This is a genomic window from Seramator thermalis, from assembly GCF_004138125.1.
In the GTDB taxonomy this organism is placed as follows: Bacteria; Bacteroidota; Bacteroidia; order Bacteroidales; family Dysgonomonadaceae; genus Seramator; species Seramator thermalis.
In genome coordinates this window covers 37,546-57,911 of the sequence record NZ_RXHS01000009.1, presented here as the reverse complement: position 1 = coordinate 57,911, position 20,366 = coordinate 37,546, and the positions used below count along the sequence as shown (strand labels likewise).

Here is a 20,366-nt window from a genome sequence, read left to right as displayed (position 1 = left end):
TAAAACTGTAAAACATGAAATTTAAAAAGGAAAACTTTTTAAAAAAATCGTTTTTTAATACAATAGTTCGTTAGAAAAAATAGCTATTACGCAGCTTTAATGCCGAAATATAGAAGTTCTTTGACAAGGTGGCGACTTTTTAGGGTTTTAGGTTTTACACCGAAAGCCTCAATAAATCGATTCAACATAAAAGCATTGTGATACAATAGTTTATAGTTGGCGATCGAGAATGGTTCTTCTGCGTTCATTTTATTGCTCAAATGAATAATCTTTGCAATATTGACCGTTGTAAGTGATGCGTTGAAGTGAAAACAGAGTTTGTCCAAGTCTCTTGCCTGAGAATGATTCAATCCGGTAGCCTGTTTGGCATCTCTGAAATTGAATTCCATTTGAAAACGACAGTGATAATACGCCAAAACATCAAGAGCATTCATTTGGGTATCGGTGGAGAATATCAAACGTTGTATCGTTTTTCCGTTTTTCTCCGTTTTTTGTTCGACAACCAATAAAATGTCCGTTTTCAAAGATTTGGAGTTGACAACGGCATAAAAAGCCCGGGTGTTTTCATTGATTTGAATTTGAGTAAAAACATTCATATTCAAATTCTCAAGGTCAACTTTTCCTGCCCATTGGGTTGGCCTTCCTTTACCGGAGTACTCACCCGTAAATTTATAACGCAGGTTGGCATCGTCCCTGAGTTTGGATATTACGTGAAATCCGTTTTTCATAAGAGGTTGAATGAATGTTGTTTTCGAAAAAAATGCATCTGCAACAACGATACGGGATAATTTCTGCAGTTCTTCTTTTCTCTCGATAATAGAAAGAGCATACCGGTCGACTAAAGACACGGAGACTGTTTTTAATGTTTTTGAAGGAACAGTCTGTACGGCTTCCAAATGAAAGCTTTGATTCAAGTCGACGTCGATTAAAGCGATTTGTGCAATTTCAAGCCCTTTTTTGGTGCATTGGTCGCAGCCCGACCAAAATGAGCCGAGATAAGGTGTCTTATTACCCGATTTCTCGATATAACTTGGGTCAAAGGAAATAGCGATTCGTTTGCCGATATGGGGAGTGATCAGTGAAGAGTTGAATGACATGAAATCAAATCTTTCTTTAAACCGATTCCGAAAACGTTGTTCGCAGTGCTTGCTGTAACGGCTCATTTGCTTAAAATTAATTCGACCGGGAATACAGAGATACAACATAAAGATTTCCAATAAAAAGTCACGTCGCCATTTATTGCGTGATAAACCTTTCAAAGCGTTACTGACAATTGAATTAAAGGCGTTAACTTCCCTGAAAATCATACTTTATAAATTAGTTGAGTAATCTATAAAGATACTGATTTTCAGGGAGTTAACCAAATAAAATATAAGATAATTTATTGATTTACAGTTATTTAACTATAAATATAACATAGTATTGAAATACTGATTCGCATAAATAATTAAAAAGGGAACCATTCTTAAAGAAAATTACGTAAATATTTATATTGAGCACAGTCGAAATAAAGAAGAAATGAATGAGGCTTTGATGGCTTTTCCCGTATATTACATGATAGAAGACATGGCGGAGTGAGAAAAGAACCGGGCGTAAAAACCCCTTTTCGGGCTGTCGAAAAATGGTTTATGTTAAAACCTGAAATTTTTAAACAAAATCATTTCATATTTAAAAACAAAATTTTATGTTTGTAACCGAATAAAAGTCCAAGTTTTCATAAACAACCTTGTGAAATTTGACAAATAAGATAGTGTTAAGTTAATTTGGATATGACGGATATTGTTTATATCTTTAGGTCAAAAACGACGAATGGCACATTACACAATTAAGCTAAATAAAAATGAGGTAGAAGAGTTCAATAATATCATTAACAAAGGGCGTCATACCTCGCAAGTCTTTCGCACAGCGTACATTTTACTAAACTGTGATAAAGGCGAATTTTCAGAAAACAAAGAGATCACGAATGCAGAAATCTGCAAGATTCTCAAAGTAGGTGAAAGGACAATAGATCGGGTAAAGAAAAAGTTTATCGAGGAAGGATTTGAAAGTGTGCCGGAACGACGGGCATCGCCGCAGAATTATATCAAAAAGGTCGATGGAGATATGGAAGCAAAATTGGTAAAACTCTGTTGCAGTGAGCCACCTGAAGGATTTGCCAAATGGTCACTCAGACTCTTGGCTGATAAAATGGTAGAGTTGAATTATATCGACTATATCTCTCATGTAACCGTGAGGAAGGTTTTAAAAAAAACGAACTTAAGCCTTGGAAAGTAAAAGGGTGGGTTATCCCACCGGAACAAAGCAGCGAATTTGTAGCCAACATGGAGCATGTGCTGGATATATACAAGCTGCCGTACGATGAAGATTATCCGGTTGTATGTATGGACGAGTCGCCCAAACAATTGATCGAAGAAGTGGCATCAACCCCCATCATGCCCGGACAGGACACCCGAGTGGACTACGAATATATAAGACATGGAATGGTCAATATTTTCATGGCAAATGAACCACTTAAGGGTAAAAGGTTGGTTGAAAAATTACGGAATACAAAACAAAGAAAGACTGGGCGAAATTTATGAAGCGGATAGCTGATGAAATGCATCCAACGGCAAAAAAGATAAGGTTGGTCATGGATAATTTCAAAACACATGATGCCTCGGCTTTCTACGAAACCTTTGTCCCGGAAGAAGCCAAACGGCTATGGGACAGATTTGAGTTTGTTTTTACCCCAAAGCACGGGAGCTGGCTAAATATGGCAGAAATCGAATTACATGTCCTGAATGGACAATGTTTAAACCGACATATCGATTCAATAGGGAAAATAACCTCGGAAGTTGAAGCATGGGTAAATCACAGAAATAATAAAACGGCTAAAATTAATTGGCAGTTTACTAACGACCAGGCACGGATCAAGCTAAAAAGACTTTATCCGTCAATTTTATATTAACACAACAATAGTTTATCTTTGCCTTAAATGCGGACATAAGAAAGCATACCATTTTGTTTTTATACATTTGTTTATGATTTTTCAAAATATGAATTGGTGTAAAACAGTAATTTATCTGTTGTTTTTTGTCTGCTCATTGAAGGCCTCGGCTCAAAATGATATGTTCTCCGGTTTGTATTTTTCTTCCCACGAGGTGATTCAAGACAAACGCACTTCTTTAAATCTGACACCCCGTGATTTTTTTAAATTTTCTGATCAGTTTTCACTTGAGTTTGAAGCTAGCTTCAGAGAGGGAGATGGCTATTACGGTTATATTTTCAGATTGTTGGGAGATGATGCAACCAATATTGATTTGGTATCGAACCTTGCTTCCACCACCTCTAACTTTTGGCTGGTATATAAAGAACAGACACTTCTTTCCTTCAAATGGGAGCAACTGCTGGGTGCAGGTTATGATCAATGGGTGAAAATCAGATTCGACATGGATATACCGAACTCCCGTGTCTCTTTGTCCATCAATGATGTAAAGCAGGAGGCTACTTTCCCTGAATCAGTCAGAACTCATCTGTTTGATGTTGTTTTCGGGGCGCTTCATCATCAGGATTTTATTAGTGTGGATGTGTGCCCCATGTCATTGAAAAATGTGCAATTATTTAACAATGGTGAGCTTTGTAGATACTGGAAATTGTCGGAACATTTCAATGATAAAGTGTACGATGAAATTAAAAATGCTGAAGCATGGGTTTCCAATCCCATCTGGATCATCGACAGACACGTCAAATGGAAGAAGATAAAGGAATTTCAAGTCGATGACCTGATGGGAAGCACGCATGATGCGCGAAACGGAAGAATTTTTTTTCTGAATGACAAGAAAATATACTGTGTGAATATGGATTCCTTCGCAGTGGATACGATTCCTTATCTGGAAGGTAAACCTTACGAAGATAGGCTTGCGCGGCAAATTATTTACAATGAATATTTCGATCAGTTATGGTCTTTTGATTTTGATACAAATGTAATTAATGTTTTTAATTTTGATACTCATACTTGGTCTGAAAATTCCGACAAAACGGTGGAATCATTGTATGCCCATCAGAATAAACTTATTTCTCCCGTAGATAGTTCATTGGTTACCATAGCCGGATATGGTCATTACATGTATTCGAGTGTTGTTCACCACTACAACAAACAATCAAAATCATGGGAAAAGATCGACAGAAAAGATCAGATAGGCCCTCGTTACCTGAGCGGGGCTTCTGTAATAAGTGATGAACAGGCATTGGTATTCGGAGGTTATGGTAGTCAGACCGGTCATCAGGAACTATCACCGAAATTTTATTATGATCTGTTTTATTTTGATTTAAATGAGTATACTTTTGAGAAAATCTGGACACTCCCTACTCCTGAAACGCCTTTTGTTCCCATTGAAACATTGGTATATGATGAAGGTCAGAATTGTTTTTATACCCTGATATATAACAATATGCAACACAATAGCCATCTCCGGTTAGCCCGGTTCAATATTGATGATGGGGAATATGTGGTGTTTAATGATTCTATCCCGTATAACTTTCTGGATGTTGAGTCATGGACTTCCCTTTTTCTGGATGAAAAGAGATCAGAATTAATTACCTATATTACTACCGGATCAAAGGTGGAAATATTCTCCATCGCCTATCCCCCTAAATTAAAACAGGAAATTCTGCAAAAAGCAGGAAAAAAGATATCGGTGGTACATCTGTTATGGGGAGTCTTCATTTTGTTTCTCTTAGCTGGCATACTCTTTGTCGTATTGATGAGGAAACGTCGTAGAGCCCCTTTTTTTTACGATGTACCCGTGGTTTCGAATTATACAGAACTCATCCAGCTACCTGAGCAAAACAAACCAGCCTCCATCTATTTATTGGGAAATTTTAAAGTGATTGACAGCGAAGGCAACGATATCACCGGTAGTTTTACACCCACTACTACTCAATTGTTTTTTCTGATGCTGATGAACACCATCAAAAAAGGCAAAGGGACTACTTCTCAGGAGCTAAAGAATATTTTGTGGTTCGACAAGGACGATAACAGCGCCCGAAATAATCGAAATGTATATATTAACAAATTAAGGTCAATTCTAAAATCGTTTGAAGAGATAAAAATAATTAATGACGGTGGGTATCAGGCTATACAGGGTCTTGATCTTATTTTTTGTGACTATATGAGGGTGCAGACATTGATCAACTTACTAAAAAATAACCCCATTTTCAATAAACAGGTATTAGTGGAATTGGTCGATTTGGCTCTAACCGGTACACTTTTACCATTTGCACAATTTGAGTGGCTTGAATCATACCAAACAGAATACACAAATGTCCTGATAGATACGATGCTTCAATACAAGGAACATGCTGAGGTAAAAAAGGATTTAATTTTGTTGGTAAAAATGGCAGATGTTATTTTATTACACGATAATATCGATGAAGATGCCATTTCAATGAAATGTTACGCCCTCTTTCACATGGGACATAAGAAACAAGCATTGGATTCCTTTAATAAATTCTCCTCAGATTACGAAACTTTACTTGCTGAAAAACCAAAACTAACTTTTGAAGATTTAATTAAATAATCTCAGTGAGTTTACTTTTAATGTTTCTTTTACCCTTGAAAATAATCCCTTAAATAGACCTCTCTTTCTTTTGTTATCAAAAATAAAAGTTATAAAAATAAAAGTTATAAAAATAATCTTGCCATTAATCGAAATTTTAATCACTCTATTAAGTATATCGGTTTTTCTTTGTAATAAAAATTAATGATTAAATACGTTTAAAAAAGATCTTTATTACCAGAATTTGAAACATAAAATGAAAGGTTTCCTTTCAGATTCGCATTATTAATTTATTAATCTAAAAAAATGAGACAATGAAATGAAAAGAAAAATTTTAAATCTATCAAGAGGAATTATGTACATATTATTTTGTACAATTTCTTTATCTGCCTTTGCCCAAAACATTAAAGTTACTGGAAAAGTAACGGACAACACAGGAGAAGCTATCATTGGAGCCAACGTTACCCAAAAGGGGACGACAATAGGAACGGCAACCGATATTGATGGCAATTTTACCTTGAACGTACCAGGGAATGCAACTCTTGTAGTTTCCTTCTTGGGGTATATTCCTCAAGAAATAAATGTGAATGATCGGACAAACATCAACATCACTTTGTTGGAAGATGTACAAGCTTTGGAAGAGGTAGTTGTTACGGGTTATGGTACGCAAAGGAAAGCGACACTAACGGGTTCAATTTCATCAATTAACAGCGAAAAATTGACTATTACGAAAAATGAAAACGTTGTTAACATGTTGGCCGGTAAAATGCCTGGATTGCGTATCACACAAAGATCATCACAACCGGGGCAATACAATACTGTGATTGATGTTCGTGGTTTCGGCGAACCTTTGTTTGTAATTGACGGTGTAGCCCGGAGCAAAGATGATTTTGCTCGAATGAATCCGGAAGAAATTGAATCCATATCTTTGTTGAAAGATGCGTCGGCTGCAATTTATGGTATTCGGGCAGCGAACGGTGTAATGTTGATTACCACTAAGAGTGGTACTGCTCAGAATGGGAAGGTAGATGTTAGCTACTCTGGAAATGTTTCGATGCAAGAAATGCTTTTTATACCTGGAGGCTATACCGTTTACGAGTGGAAAATGTTGAGGAACGAACAAAATTATCGAGACTTCAACAATATGTATTTCTCTCGCAAGTCACCTATTCACTCCGATGAAGAATTGGCTGAAGCACTGAATGCAAAGGAGTACAATTGGCAGGAAAAAGTGTTCAACAAACTTACTCCTCAAACTCAGCACAACATGAGTGTTAATGGAGGAACAGAAACACTTCGTTATTTCTTCAGTTTAGGTTATCTGAAACAGGACGGTTCATATGCTAGTGGCTCATTATGGTCCGACAAGTACAATTTGCGCACGAACGTCGACGCAAAAATTTCCGATCGCTTGAGCATGAGAGTCTCTTTGGGAGCTATTATAGGAGCCGTCCATGAACCAGCTGGAGGTCTGTGGGACAACTATAAACAGGCATTTCTCGTAATTCCCGGTACTCCGTTTTACGCGAATGATAACCCTGATTACCTGAACGGTTACACTCCATGGAACAACGAGTTCACAAATCTGATAGGGAAAATGGATGAGAAGTACGCCGGATATACCCATAGAAAAGATCGGAGAATGAACGGATCTTTATCTCTAAATTATGATATACCTGGAGTGAAAGGATTGTCGGCATCTGCATTTTATGATTATTATGAGAATACGCCGGACACCAAAACGTACAAAAAAATGTATGAGACGTATAAATATATAGAGGAAACGGACTCATATGTTTTGGCGAAATTGGAGAACGGGCCTAATAATACCGTGACACGCTCCGCCAGCTATTCTACCGGAACGACCTTGCAATTGGCATTGGCTTATCAAAATACTTTTGGGGATCACAATGTCGACGGAAAAATAATTCATGAAGAAATTTATTCGGAATGGGATAATTTCAATGCTTCTCGTATATTAAAATTGAATGCAGAGGATCTGTTTGCTGGAGAAACTAATGGTCAAACTGGCTCTGGTGGTACTCCTGGTGATCGGTCTCAAAGCGCATATATTGGCAGGATGAACTACGATTACGCCGGGAAATACATGCTAAGCCTTATTGGCCGCTATGAAGGAAATTCACGCTGGCCTGCAAATAAACGTTGGGGATTCTTCCCATCAGTAGCTGTTGCATGGCGCTTAAGCGAAGAAAATTTTATTAAAAATAATTTTGATTTCGTGTCTAACCTTAAGTTAAGAGCCTCATACGGTAAATTAGGAGATGAAGCAAATGCCGGCAATTACCCAGAAATTTTCGTGGGATATCAAACCCATGGTGATTTTGGATGGATTTACTCTAAAGGTACACCTACACAAGGAGTGCGTGCCACTGCTATTCCTAACCTACAAAAAACTTGGATAGAAATTACTTCTCAGAATGTGGCTCTGGACTTCGGTTTCTTACGAAATAAAATTAGTGGAACTTTTGATCTGTTCAGACGCGACCGCGATGGTTTGATGGCTACTAATTTAGCAGTTATTCCCGGAACCGTAGGTGCAAATTTGCCGCAAGTAAACATGAATAGTGACCGATATTATGGATGGGAGTTTGAATTGGCTTATCGCGATCGCATCGAAGGGTTTAATTATTCTGTTTCAGGCCAGATTTCATCGACACGCAGAAAGTGGTTGTATCTGCAAGAAACACCTGCCAGCAACTCGTATGATCACTGGCGGAACCGTTACAACGGAAGATTTCCAAGTGAAGATATGTGGTGGTCGATTGAATCAAAAGATATGTTTACAAGTATAGAAGAAATTCGCAACTTTACAACATATCCCATTGGTCAAGCCACATTGCCGGGCGACTGGTATCTAACTGACTGGAACGGTGATGGTATTATAGACGGAGGTGATAGCCGCCCAATGGCCACTAAAGGGTTACCGTATTTTAATTATGGGTTTACGTTGGCTGCAAACTACAAAGGATTTGACCTGGCTGCTCATTTTCAGGGTGCTCAAAAAGTTTATATGGATTTATCCGAAGTCTTTACCGAACCGTTGCCTTTTGGCGGACAAAACAGTTTAAACTGGTTCCTTGACAGATGGCATCCCGTAGATCCGAATGCCGACTATTGGCATCCGGATACCGAATGGATTCCGGGATACTATCCACTTACGGGCGGTGGTTCCCGCCGGGAGAATTCAAATGCGATAATGGATGCTTCATACGTTCGTTTAAAAACGCTGGAATTAGGATATTCTATGCCCAAATCCTTGTTGGCTAAAGCGAAAATTAAAGACGTACGGATATATCTAAACGGATATAACCTGTTAACTTTCTCAAAACTGGATAAAGAAATTGATCCGGAACGCCCTGCTGTCACCTCAGGAGCCGGAGGTTCCCCGGGTGGTGCAGCTAATCAGTATGTGTATCCTAACAACAAAACTTATACCGTTGGAGTAAGTTTTAAATTCTAAATAACTGAACAATATGAAAATAAAAAATTTAATTATTATCTGCATAGCCTTTTTTTGTATTGGTTTCTATTCCTGTGTAGATTTGGATTTGGAACCTAAAGGGCAGTTTACTGAAGCTGAATTTTTCGGTACGGAGGCAGGCGTACAAACCTATTTTGCCGGTTTATACGGATGGTTGCCCATTGAGGATTTTCATTATCAACAGAATAACGGTTATCGCCCCGGTGACGCGTGGGGCACATGGGAGTCTCCGAAACAACAACAGGCAACCATGTCGGCCGAATACGTGGGAGATCCCCAGGTGAATAATGATGGTAACGATTACTGGCGTTATGATCGTATTCGCGATGTGAACACGTTCATTAATAATTTTGAAAAATACAAGCATTTATATAGTGAGAAAAAATATAACGAATTGTTAGGTGAAGCACGTTTTCTGCGCGCATTCATTTTTTCGGGAATGGTAAAACGATACGGTGGAATACCCATTATAACAGAGGTCCAAGATCCTATGGGTGATATTGAGACTTTGCGCGTGAAGCGTGACACCGAATATGACTGCTATAAGTTTATTTATGAAGATTTGAAGTTTGCTTCAGAGAACATGACCGAAAAGGCGGATAAATATCGTGGTACCAAATGGACCGCTCTTGCCCTGCAGTCCCGTCTGATGCTTTACGCCGCAACGATTGCAAAATACACTCAATATGTACCTTTTGCAGGTGAGGAAGCGTATGAGAAAGGATTTGCAGGAATTGATGCAAGCAAGGCTAACGAGTTTTTCCAATATTCATATGATGCCAGCAAGGAACTCATCGAATCGGGGCCCTATGAATTATACAATGAATATTCCGATCTGGCGATAAATTTCCACGAAATGCTTTTGGATACTGAGTCAAAGGAAACGATCTTCTTCAAGAATTATATCCACCACGATTTATTTGATCGTAATGCTTACCTGATAGGACACAACTGGGATGCATTGATGCTTCCGAACCCCAGCATGTCAAATTTTGTGGGTGCCCAGGCTTATCCATCCTTAACGACCATGCGGTCATTTGAAGGTTTCCCAAATCTTGTTGCTGAAGATGGTACCCCCAAACGTTGGGACAGCCCTGCTGATATTAGGAATAGCATGGAACCACGTATGCGCGGTAGTATGTTTTTTAATGGTGATGTATTTCAGGATGTAGAATTTGAAATTCGTCGCGGTTTATACAAAACTTTTCCATGGAAAGCCGACGTTGTAATAGATGGACTTAATAATGAATCGCCGCACAATACGAATGGTAATCGTTTACTGAGTAATGATTATAACACGAGGTATACGTTTACCGCTCAGGAGGCTGCCAATATTAAAAACATTAAGGTAAAAGAAGAAGGTGGTACGTATTACATCAACGTTATTGGGGCACACGGGACAAGAAACTCCACCGGTAGAGAAAACAATTGCCTTACGGGTGCATACGTTCAAAAATACATCAATCCAAAAATGGAAAAAGGTAGGATTATAGAACACGCCAGTTTCCAACCTTGGGTAGTGTTCCGCTTAGGCGAAGTTTATCTGAATCATGCAGAAGCTGCTTATGAGTTGGGCTATAAGGATGAAGCTAATACCTATATACGTAAAATTCGAGAAAGAGCAGGTTGTAAAAACCTTGATATATCAAGTAATCCTGCTGATGTTATTCCTTGGGATTATGAAAAAACAACAACTGCTTATCCCATTGACGTGGAATTACAGTTTATTCGTGATGAGCGCTATCGTGAATTATGGGGTGAAAATCACCGCTGGTGGGATTTGCGACGCTGGAGAGTTGCAGACAAAGTTTTAGAACAGTTCAGACCCCGAATTCTTTCGTGTTATTATGTGCTGGACGAAGATAAATATATTTATCTGGATGAGCGTGAAATGGGTGATCGGACTTGGACTGCCAATAGAACTTGTTATTATCAGGCAATTCCTGTGGGTGAAATCAATAAAAACCCCAACCTGTTACCTCAAAATCCATTCCGTTAATGTATCATTTATAATTTAGAAATTCATGAAAAAAATATTATTTTTAATGGGAGTAGTTCTAATTAGTTTCTCTTCTTGTTTTGAGGTGGATAATTGGGATGAGCCCAATTGCACTTGGAAGGGAACCGTAATAGATTCATATACCAATGAACCTCTACTTTCGTCACAGAACGACTGGCAAATCCGTATTTGGGAAAGATCTTGGACTGGATTGGAAGGCGGTGCATCCAATTTTCAAGATTTGCGGATAAAGCAGGATGGAACGTATCAAAACACCAAGCTTTTCGCCGGAACTTATGATATGCTTCCCTATAATGGCCCTTTTTGGCCTATGGATACGATTAAAAATTTGGAATTGAAAAAAACGTTGGAGTATAACTTCACGGTTATTCCGTACATACAGATTGTGGATTTCAAAGCTGACTTGGTTTCGCAGGATGCTAAGTATTACGTAAAGATGGCCTTTAAGGTAAAAGCTCCTTTATTGGAAAAAGATGGAAAAGTGCTTCCTCGTCTTTACGAATTGAGACCTTTCCTGAGCCTCACTCCTTATTGTGGAAACGGGGCAGATAGCAGTATCGGTGTACCCCAGTACAATGATTACGTCAGGATTCGCCCTGCTGATAATTGGGAAAACAGTTGGGATAATTTAATCAGCAATGGTCCTGGCGATAATACAACTCCCGAGTATGAATTCGATTTGATGGAGGTCAAAAAAGGATATACGTATTATGTTCGTGCCGGAGCTGCCGTAGATGATACTTATCGCAGGCATGTTTATTCACCGATTGTCAAAATTGAAGTTCCAAATAACTAAATTCCAGATGTAAGAAGTTGAATAATCACCTTGAATCAGTGTTTTCAATTTATGAGAAATTGGTTTGAGGTGATTATTACGAATAAAACTGTTCTGATGCCATGATATCAGGCACCCATATAGATCGAATTATTTTACAACTAAATCACATGAACAAAACTATTTTGTGTATCATAATATATTCGGTAGTTTCTTATTATGCAGTTTTTCCCCAACAAAAAGGAGTTATAGCCGTATCAGCTTCTGTCAATGCCAACCAGTCGGCATTGACTTTAGATGGCAATTCTTCTACAAGTTGGATGCTCACTGCAGAGAATGTGAAGGACGACCATTTCTTGATGTTTTCATTGCAAACACCGAGTGATGTGAAAGGATTGGTGATTGAGTCGGTAGGTATTACGAACAGAGAATTAAGAGATCTGATTGATATTTTTGTAACATATGATCCGATGAATTTTGGAGATGCCGTTAAATACACTGTAGGGGGGGAAAATAATATGTTTACAATAAATTTTCTTCCCAAATACGGAGCGTATGTGAAAATATCATTCAAAGGCGGTATTGTAAATAAGAGCATATCTATAAATGAGATAGATATTGTTTACGATGAAAAGAAAAGGGTACAAAGAGAAATGAAAGAACAACCCTGGAGAGATCCGCAACTTCCCGTAGATAAACGTGTTGAGTTGCTGCTGAACGCCATGACTCCGGAAGATAAGATGGAATTACTCCGTGAAGGATGGGGTATACCGGGTATTCCTCATTTAGGAATTCCTTTTTTAAATAAAGTAGAGGCGATTCATGGTTACTCCTATGGAAGCGGTGCGACCATATTTCCCCAGTCCATAGCCATGGGTGCAACATGGAACAAAGAGCTGGTGGAAAAAGTGGCCATGATTATTGGAGATGAAACAGTCAGTGCCCATACACTGCAAGCTTGGTCACCTGTACTGGACGTTGCCCAGGATGCTCGCTGGGGACGGTGTGAGGAAACCTATGGCGAAGACCCTGTACTTGTTTCTCAAATAGGTGGAGCCTGGATCAAAGGTTACCAGTCCAAAGGGTTGTTGACTACACCCAAACACTTTGGAATGCATGGAGCACCATTGGGGGGAAGGGATTCACATGATATCGGCTTATCGGAAAGAGAGGCTCGTGAGATTCATCTTGTTCCATTTCGCCACGTGGTGAAGAACTACGATTGCCAGTCTATCATGATAGCTTATTCCGACTATTTGGGTGTTCCCATAGCCAAAAGCGAGGAGCTGCTTCATGGCATTTTGCGTGAAGAGTGGGGATTCAATGGTTATATAGTCAGCGATTGTGGCGCCTTGGGTAACCTTACCAGCAGAAAGCATTATACCGCAAAAGATTTTGTCGAAGCGGCTAATCAAGCTTTAGCGGCAGGTATTGCCACCAACTGTGGGGATACATACAATAACAAGGATGTGATCGAAGCCGCAAAAAAGGGAGAACTAAATATGGAAAACCTCGACAACGTTTGTCGAAGTCTGCTGCGTGTGATATTTAGAAACGGACTCTTCGAGCATAACCCCTCCAAACCTTTAGATTGGGATCAGACATACCCGGGATGGAATAGTCCCGAGCATAGAGATGTAGCACGAGAAGCAGCACGGCAGGCTGTCGTATTGCTTGAAAATAAAAACAATATCCTGCCCCTGTCAAAATCAATCAATACAATAGCAGTTATCGGTCCTGGTGCCGATGATCTCCAGCCGGGAGATTACACCCAGCAATTGCAACCAGGCCAGTTGAAATCTGTTTTAACCGGTATTAAGGCAGCCGTAGGCCCAAATACGAAAGTGCTGTATGAAAAAGGTTGTGAGTTTTTTAGCCAAGAAAGGTATGAGATTGACAAGGTATTGGCTGTAACCGGAAAGTCAGATGTTGTTGTAATGGTTCTTGGTGATTGTTCTAACAGTGAGAATATGCAGGGAATGGTAAAGACCTCAGGAGAAAATCACGATTTAGCTACACTTGTCTTACAAGGGTATCAACAAAAGATGCTGGAGGAAGTTTGCAAAACGGGAAAACCCGTAATATTGGTCTTACAAGCCGGACGACCCTATAATCTTTCTTATGCAGCCGAACATTGTGAAGCCATTTTGGTAAATTGGCTTCCCGGACAAGAGGGTGGGTATGCTACAGCCGACGTTCTTTTCGGAGACTATAATCCTGCAGGACGTTTACCTATGACTTTTCCACGTCATGTGGGACAATTACCCCTTTATTATAATTTTAAAACATCGGGTCGCAGGTATGAATATTCGGATATGGAATTTTATCCGCTTTATCCGTTCGGATATGGATTGAGCTATACGCAGTTCAGCTATGCCGATTTGAAAACCGAAGTGCTATCAGACGGGAGCGTTATTGTAAAAGTGAAGGTATCCAATACCGGCGAGCGGAAAGGTGACGAAGTGGTACAATTATATATTACCGATATGTATGCGACTGTGAAAACGCGGGTAATGGAGTTGAAAGATTTTGAAAGAATAACTTTAGCATCCCGGGAAACCAAGGAAGTGATATTTAAACTGTCGCCATACGATCTCTCTTTGCTGAATGACAAAATGGATCGTGTAGTTGAACCGGGTGAATTTAAAATCATGGTGGGAGGAAAAAGTCCTTCCTACAAAGCTGCCGACAGGATCAAAGACAGTGTGGGCTTTCAGCATACATCAGAGGGACTGAATGGAATAATTGAATATCCCTTGTCTTATTCTGCCGATTTTGATATCGAGTACACGGGTATGGAAGAGAATCTCGTGAACCACAACAAAAATGTGTTTGTGACGGTTAAAAATAAAGGGAACTTAACGGATACGGGTAAAATATATCTCTACATGAACGACAACCGATCGGATGAGGTACATCATTTTGAACTGGACCCGGGCCAAGAAACGAAAATCAATTTTGAAATTGATAAGAATACAGAGATACAAAATCTGACATTCGTTACAAAGTATAAAAAGTTAACGATTGATTATTGATGATTATACTTAGAGTCATGAGGTAATCATCCGATGATAAGGGTGAATGATATTAAACTAAAAAAATAAAAAATAAAATGATTAAAAATAATTATATGCAGATTAAAAGTTTTTGCAATCTTACACTATTGAACGTCCTGTTATGCTTATTTGCCTGTAATAGCGGAGAAGGAGAAATAACGGATCCGGTGAAGCCGCCGGAACAGCCTCCTGTAGCTGATGATATTTTCAATAAACCTGATTTTACACCTCATAAAGAGGGGGAACCGTTTGATACTTATCGCGGATTGGTAATGGCTGGTTATCAAGGCTGGTTCTGTGCGCCTGGTAGCGGCTGTTCACATGGTAATCATAAAAATACCGAGTGGTATCATTACCGAGAAAATGAAATGTTCGAACCTGGTGTGCTGAGAAATTCTATCGACTTTTGGCCGGATACTAGGGAATATGAAAAAAAATATACGCCAGGAAAATTTATTCTTCCCAACGGTGAAAAGGCCAGTGTATATAGTGCTTATGATATAAATCGAGTGTCTTGCTTCACTTTAAATGGATGAAGGACTACGGTACCGATGGTGTTTTTATGCAACGCTTTGTAGGTGAAGTGATAGATAATCCCGATGGAAAAGATCATTTCGATAAGGTTTTAGAATCTGCTATGGAGGGTTCCAATACTTATCAGCGTGCAATTTGTGTGATGTACGATTTAGGCGGGTTTTTATCGGACAGGCTGACTAAAACACTGGCTGATGCTCAGAATATTATGGATAAATACCAGCTAAAAGATAGAACAAAGCAAAAGTTTTATCTGTACCAGAACGGCAAACCTCTAATTGTATTATGGGGAGTGGGTTTTAATGATGGACGGCCTTATTCTCTTACAGATGTGGAAAACCTCATGAAAGGATTAAGAGAAAAAGGTTTCAGTATTATGTTAGGGGTTCCTACTTTCTGGCGAGAAAGACGAAACGATGCCGTATCTGACCTTAAACTGCACGAATTGATTAAGGCTTCTGATGTTGTAATGCCTTGGTTCGTAGGACGCTATGGGATGAGTAATTATGCCGACTTTCACACGTTGATCGAAAAAGATATTGCTTGGTGCAGAAGCAACAGTGTAGAATATGCACCTCTTTGTTTTCCGGGATCCTCGGACCGTAATATGCATCCAAATAATGCCATCAATAAACGGTACGGGGGGCAGTTTTTGTGGAACCAGATTTATCATTGTATTAAGTCAGGTGCACAAATGCTGTACATTGCCATGTTTGATGAGATTGATGAAGGAACGGCAATTTATAAATGCCTAAATCAGCGTGATGTGCCCGGTAATGACCCCGAGAATGATTACTGGGTGCTGTATCAGAACGGAAAGTATAGCATCAGAACCAGTCAAGTAACCGGACTTACGGGAAACGACTGGTGCAAGCTGGCCAGCGAACTGAATGTGACTTTCCAGGGAATAGAAGACGGTTTGCCTACAGATCATTACCTTTGGCTTACCGGACAAGGCCGGAAGATGTTAAGGGGTGAAATTCCTTTGAAACAGTCACTGCCGGAAAGAAAATAAATTGAGAAATAAAACGATATAAAATAATTAGAAACAGATAGTTATGAGAAGACTTTTATTATCCACAGCTGTGGTTGTTTTTACATTGGCAAGTTGCCAAGCCCAGAAGGAGAACACTGAGACTGTTGTTTTGGGGCCTAATCCGTTTATAACCCATCTTTACACAGCCGATCCCTCTGCCCGTGTTTGGGGAGACGGGCGGTTATATGTGTATCCGTCGCAAGATATTGATCCTCCGAAGGGTTGTGATATGATGGACAAGTACCATGTTTTTTCGACAGACGATATGGTGAATTGGACGGATCACGGTCAAATTGTGGAAGCAGCAGACGTTCCCTGGGCCAAAAAACCTTCTCTTGCTGGAGGTGCGACTTTTATGTGGGCACCCGATTGTGTGTATAAAAACGGAAAATATTATTTCTATTTTCCCCATCCCAGCGATGATCCCTGGAACGATAATTGGAAGATCGGAATCGCTGTGAGTGATAAACCCGCATCCGATTTCGTTGTCCTGGATCATTGGCTCGAAGGGTTGGGAGATGACACCTTTGCCATGATCGATCCGAACCTCTTCATTGACGACGATGGTCAAACTTACTTCTATTATGGCGGTGGAGGTAGATGCGCCGGAGCCAGATTGCACGACAACATGACTCAATTGGCAGAACCTTTAACTTTCATGGAAGGGCTTGTGGATTTCCACGAAGCTACCTGGGTTTTTAAAAGAAATGGAATCTACTATCTTACTTATTCTGACAATCATACCGAAAATGGAAGAGGTGCCAACCGGATGAAGTACGCAACAAGCAATAAACCGCTGGGCCCCTGGACTTATAAGGGTACCTTTCTGGGATCAACAAGCTGTGATACCAATCATGGATCAGTAGTGGAATACAAAGGGCAGTGGTATGTTTTCTATCATAGCAGTGATATTTCCGGACGCGGCAACCTCCGTTCTATTTGTGTGGATAAGTTGTATTTTAATAAGGACGGAACCATTCAAATGGTACAACAAACGAGATAACGCTTTGTTGATGATGTTTTGGTAAAGAAATAATTAATATTCATCTGTAAGACGTATATATCATGAATAAAAAAATATATTTATTCGGTATTTGGTTTCTCTTTCTTATTGTGAATTGTTCACAGGCTCAAAAAGAAATGAAAAATGCCATCACAACCATTTATCCGACAAAAGATTGGGTAATATCCGACTATGTGGTAACTGACCCGATGTTTGGAGCGAAAACCGAACCTGGGTTCGACAACAGAGCTGCTTTTCAGGCTGCCATCGACGCCGCATACCATGATGGCGGTGGTGTGGTGTACATCCCAGCGGGGAATTATGAATTTCACAGTACCCTAACCGCTACAAGTAGGGTCAGAGTACGCGAGGGGGGGGCAGAATCGATGAAAGATTTCAATTATGAGTATGTTCTACAACTTCCCCCGGGTGTGCAGATTCGCGGCGATTGGGCAAACCCAGAACTGCATGGGGGAAAGGTGCTCGGAACGATTCTGGAAGTGTACGCCGGAAAAGATTCGCCCAATCACAATGGAACGGTAGAAAGTTGGTGGAACGATCCGCAGGCAAATAACGTGCTCCACACGACCTATACCAGCATAGCCGACAGATTCATCGACATGCGGGAAGGTACCGGCGTAACCAACCTTTCAATCTGGTATCCGGAACAGGATATAAAGGATGTGAGACCTTATCCATGGTCGCTGTATCAGGCCACAGGTAACAGTGCAACGGTCGAAAATGTAACGCTGGTAAACTCTTACAACGGTTTTTATTCAGCACCTAGCGAGTTGCATTATGTTCTTAACAGCTACATGACGGCACTAAATACTGGGATAGAGGTACATGTATGTACAGACATAGGGCGTATCGAAAACGTGAAGATCAATCCTGCCTATTGGGCAAATTCGGGACTACCGGGGGCGCCTTCTCTCAAGGAGGTAACTGCCTTTACAAAAGCACACGGTACGGGGTTTCAGATGCATCGTTCCGACTGGGAGTATGTATCCTATCTGAATATATCCGGATATAAAACAGGGATGTGGATAGGAAGAGAGCCCGGATTTACCGATGCTCCCAACGCGCAGTTTTTTTGGATAAATATTGAAGATTGTGAAGTAGGCCTCTATGTTCAGGATGTCAATCCATACGGATTGCTCTTCTCCAACTCTCAATTTGGCGCAGATAAGAATGGACTGTCAGTTTATTTCTACAATCATTTTAGTTCTTCCGTACAATTCAACGGTGTGGATTTCCATGGTTCTGTCGTTAGTGATGGAGGTGGCGGGGTAATATCTTTTGAAAATTGTACATTCGCCGACTACAAAGATTACGCGCTTAAAATAAATAACGGAAATGTGTTGCTTAGTCAGACAGAATTTTCGAAACCTGGCAACCATGTCTACCTGACCGAAGAGGTGGATACATTAAAATCGATCAATTCAGGGTATCATCGTAAGTTAAAGGTGAAAAAACAGGGTAAGAGGGCGTACGTGGAGTCCATTACCGATGATCAATATCTCTTCGACCCGATTCCGAAAAATGTCAAGACCGATATTGCCAAACATCCCAAACCGGTATCGAACAAATTACTGCGCGTCGATTTGCCGAAAGCGGCCGGCCTTAATGGCGATGAGCCGACAATAGACATTTCTGCAGCATTGCAGACCGCACTCAACAGGATGAAAGATGCAGGCGGTGGCACCGTTTTCATGCCTGCCGGGAGATACCTAGTAGACAAACCTGTCACCATTCCTTCGGGAGTTGAATTAAGAGGTACCTGGGATGTACAACACCATACACAAAGCGGAGGTACAGCAATATTCACAAATTATGCGGGAGGCGGTGTCGGGGAAAAGGGTACCTCACTCATACAGCTTGAAGCAAACGCAGGCATACGCGGGATGAATATTGTACAGCTGAACATAGCCAGTGATGAGTTTGACGTTAGCAATCCGAGGAAAACTCCTTTTCTGATTCAGGGGCGGGGTGAAAATGTTTATATTGTCAATGTAACGGTTCCTGCCGGAGACAAAGGAATCGATCTCGCATCATACAACACCAGCGGACATTATGTGGATTATTTTGCCGGTGTACTTGCCAGAGCAGGTATCTGGGTAGGCGGCGGTGCTGCGGGCGGATTTATCAGAAACATACAATTTAATCCGCATTATGGAACAAGACTTCCTCGTGGAGGACAGGGATACCCACGTGTAGCTTTGGGGCGGTTTGTTCAGGCAAATTGCAGCGCTTTCAAATTTGCCGATGTGAAGCACGAGACAATCTTCAACAATTTTGTATACGGATCGGTATATGGCATTCACTTTTTGAAAGATGCGATCACCGGTAAAAATCCGGGAGAGATGATGATGGTGGGTCATGGCTCTGATGGTTGCACGTATGCTTTATTTGTGGAAAATGCAGATGAAAAAAGCAAAATCGTAGCGATCAACTCCGAATTGGTGAATACCCGAATTCAGGGACAACCTGTCAGATCATATGTACTCATGGGAGATGAGATAAATACCGGTAATGTTCATCCCGATGCGCAGCTGATACTCTACAACAGCGCATTTTGGGGTAGCCCTACCGTAGGTGCCATTATCAATAATGGTACCGCACGTTTTCAACAAGCCAATTTTCAACGTACAGGTACGCCGGGTGTAGATGTCAGAGGAGGGAAGGCATACGTATATTCTTCGTACTTCGCACAACCATTAACGGGAGTTCCTGCGGGTGATAATGTGTACGTACGACTTCGATCGACGGGCAAATCCATAGAACTCACGAACAACTATTACCAGTCAGGAGTGAGAATCAATAACGAAGGGGCGAAGGATATCCTTGGATCAGATGTCTTACCAAAATAATTGCAATTAAAAAGATTGAAATGAATAAAATCT

The 20,366-nt window shown here is 40.3% G+C and carries 10 protein-coding genes and 1 pseudogene; 10 read left to right on the top strand and 1 reads right to left on the bottom strand.

Annotated features, from left to right (window positions below):
* Positions 1-86: 86 nt before the first annotated feature.
* Positions 87-1,163, bottom strand: coding sequence for a transposase (locus tag EJN84_RS08095; protein ID WP_238943975.1), 1,077 nt, complete (start codon positions 1,161-1,163; stop codon positions 87-89).
* A gap of 646 nt (positions 1,164-1,809) precedes the next feature.
* Between EJN84_RS08095 and EJN84_RS08090 the strand changes: the two are divergent.
* From EJN84_RS08090 to EJN84_RS08050, 10 genes and pseudogenes are all read left to right on the top strand, one after another.
* Positions 1,810-2,947, top strand: a pseudogene (locus tag EJN84_RS08090) (IS630 family transposase).
* 88 nt (positions 2,948-3,035) lie between these two features.
* Positions 3,036-5,558 carry a hypothetical protein gene (locus tag EJN84_RS08085; protein WP_129594952.1) on the top strand — a complete coding sequence of 841 codons (2,523 nt, stop codon included), beginning with the start codon at positions 3,036-3,038 and terminating at the stop codon, positions 5,556-5,558.
* A gap of 334 nt (positions 5,559-5,892) precedes the next feature.
* Positions 5,893-9,018 (top strand): SusC/RagA family TonB-linked outer membrane protein, encoded by a 3,126-nt coding sequence (locus EJN84_RS08080; RefSeq protein WP_165004184.1) that lies wholly within the window; start codon positions 5,893-5,895, stop codon positions 9,016-9,018.
* Between the two features lie 13 nt (positions 9,019-9,031).
* Positions 9,032-11,038, top strand: a complete 2,007-nt coding sequence (locus tag EJN84_RS08075) for a RagB/SusD family nutrient uptake outer membrane protein (protein WP_129594950.1) — start codon at positions 9,032-9,034, stop codon at positions 11,036-11,038.
* Between the two features lie 25 nt (positions 11,039-11,063).
* Positions 11,064-11,855, top strand: a complete 792-nt coding sequence (locus tag EJN84_RS08070; RefSeq protein WP_129594949.1) for a DUF3823 domain-containing protein — start codon at positions 11,064-11,066, stop codon at positions 11,853-11,855.
* A 149-nt stretch (positions 11,856-12,004) separates the two neighbouring features.
* Positions 12,005-14,869, top strand: a complete 2,865-nt coding sequence (locus tag EJN84_RS08065; protein WP_129594948.1) for a glycoside hydrolase family 3 C-terminal domain-containing protein — start codon at positions 12,005-12,007, stop codon at positions 14,867-14,869.
* A 77-nt stretch (positions 14,870-14,946) separates the two neighbouring features.
* Complete coding sequence (locus tag EJN84_RS12375) at positions 14,947-15,426, top strand: glycoside hydrolase family 71/99 protein (protein ID WP_238943974.1); 480 nt, start codon at positions 14,947-14,949, stop codon at positions 15,424-15,426.
* Positions 15,423-16,439, top strand: coding sequence for a glycoside hydrolase family 71/99-like protein (locus EJN84_RS08060; protein WP_238943973.1), 1,017 nt, complete (start codon positions 15,423-15,425; stop codon positions 16,437-16,439). The genes EJN84_RS12375 and EJN84_RS08060 overlap by 4 nt, the downstream gene beginning before the upstream one ends.
* A 43-nt stretch (positions 16,440-16,482) precedes the next feature.
* Positions 16,483-17,463 (top strand): family 43 glycosylhydrolase, encoded by a 981-nt coding sequence (locus EJN84_RS08055; RefSeq protein ID WP_129594947.1) that lies wholly within the window; start codon positions 16,483-16,485, stop codon positions 17,461-17,463.
* Between the two features lie 62 nt (positions 17,464-17,525).
* Positions 17,526-20,333, top strand: a complete 2,808-nt coding sequence (locus EJN84_RS08050) for a glycosyl hydrolase family 28-related protein (protein ID WP_129594946.1) — start codon at positions 17,526-17,528, stop codon at positions 20,331-20,333.
* Positions 20,334-20,366 lie beyond the last annotated feature (33 nt).

What these genes read in the sequence shown, in the direction of transcription:
- EJN84_RS08050 (WP_129594946.1), top strand. Translation starts at nt 17,526, where the DNA reads ATGAATAAAAAAATATATTTATTCGGTATTTGGTTTCTCTTTCTTATT.
- EJN84_RS08095 (WP_238943975.1), bottom strand. Translation starts at nt 1,163, where the DNA reads ATGAGCCGTTACAGCAAGCACTGCGAACAACGTTTTCGGAATCGGTTT.
- EJN84_RS08055 (WP_129594947.1), top strand. Translation starts at nt 16,483, where the DNA reads ATGAGAAGACTTTTATTATCCACAGCTGTGGTTGTTTTTACATTGGCA.
- EJN84_RS08080 (WP_165004184.1), top strand. Translation starts at nt 5,893, where the DNA reads ATGTACATATTATTTTGTACAATTTCTTTATCTGCCTTTGCCCAAAAC.
- EJN84_RS12375 (WP_238943974.1), top strand. Translation starts at nt 14,947, where the DNA reads ATGATTAAAAATAATTATATGCAGATTAAAAGTTTTTGCAATCTTACA.
- EJN84_RS08065 (WP_129594948.1), top strand. Translation starts at nt 12,005, where the DNA reads ATGAACAAAACTATTTTGTGTATCATAATATATTCGGTAGTTTCTTAT.
- EJN84_RS08060 (WP_238943973.1), top strand. Translation starts at nt 15,423, where the DNA reads ATGAAGGACTACGGTACCGATGGTGTTTTTATGCAACGCTTTGTAGGT.
- EJN84_RS08085 (WP_129594952.1), top strand. Translation starts at nt 3,036, where the DNA reads ATGAATTGGTGTAAAACAGTAATTTATCTGTTGTTTTTTGTCTGCTCA.
- EJN84_RS08075 (WP_129594950.1), top strand. Translation starts at nt 9,032, where the DNA reads ATGAAAATAAAAAATTTAATTATTATCTGCATAGCCTTTTTTTGTATT.
- EJN84_RS08070 (WP_129594949.1), top strand. Translation starts at nt 11,064, where the DNA reads ATGAAAAAAATATTATTTTTAATGGGAGTAGTTCTAATTAGTTTCTCT.